Raw genomic sequence first — 1,001 nt, forward strand, 5'->3', positions numbered from 1 at the left:
GTTCTTTATTGTGAGGCATCCTGAAGATTGTTTAGTTCAACAATAGCCTCCAATATCAAGCGTGTGCAAGCAACGCTTGATCGGAGGCTAAGTGTAGGGGAAAGCAAATTTTAAAGATACGTGCTTTTACTCCGGAAGTCTTCCCATTTGAAAGCAGTACATCTCCCATCAAACTCCGCATTGGCTATGGTGCCGACAAGCGCGAATCAGATGCCGCCCCGGAGTATTTAACCGAAATAATCACGCTTCCGGAATATGTTCTGGACAACGGCACGCAATATTGGGATACCACCATCACTTTTCAGGCGCAGGTGCCGTGGGACCACTCATACCGGTTAGAAAATGCCGTGGATTTACGGACCCTGCCCGATTTGGAAGAAAGGGTGCTGAGAAAATATGAGGAGTTAAGACAGTTTCTGGTAAATTGTGATATTGCAAACGTATATAAGGAGTTAGAAAATATGATGATATACAATTATGGAAGCCTATATAAATCTTCATTGAAAGATGTTAAATCTGAACTCGAACGAGGACGTTTAACTTACAAACCCAATCATCCCGACAAAAAAGTTTTTCCAATCAGTAATTATGAGTTAGCAATGTATAAAAAAGGGAAGATTGCATTGCTAAGAGGTGTTTTTGATAAAAGCGCCGTAATTAAATCCATTAAATATGATACAACCCGTTATCACGAGCCTTATGAAGTAACATGGCATATTTCCCTTTATCTTCCCGAAGGAGAAACAGAGTTACAGGTCTATTGATTTAATTACTTAAACGTTCGGGATAAGCCTATTAAAAGCGGCCTATCTTTTATTAGTGTTTGTCTGTAAAGTCCGACTTCTGCATTGTTGCTCAAAATATAAATCCTCATTATAGGTGTTTAACACGACCTTAACGAGAAATCAGGATGGAGACTATCTTGATTATGAAACCAAAAAGAATCAATGGATTATGTCCATTGATGAATTTAAATCTCTTGCCCGTATCAAGGAAGAAAA

At 39.1% G+C, this 1,001-nt stretch carries 1 protein-coding gene; it reads left to right on the top strand.

The window, feature by feature from the left end:
* Positions 1 to 347: 347 nt before the first annotated feature.
* Complete coding sequence (locus BY457_RS18885; protein ID WP_106154880.1) at positions 348 to 764, top strand: hypothetical protein; 417 nt, start codon at positions 348 to 350, stop codon at positions 762 to 764.
* Positions 765 to 1,001 lie beyond the last annotated feature (237 nt).

Origin of the sequence: Marinilabilia salmonicolor, from assembly GCF_003003035.1 — a bacterium.
Classification (GTDB): Bacteria; Bacteroidota; Bacteroidia; order Bacteroidales; family Marinilabiliaceae; genus Marinilabilia; species Marinilabilia salmonicolor_A.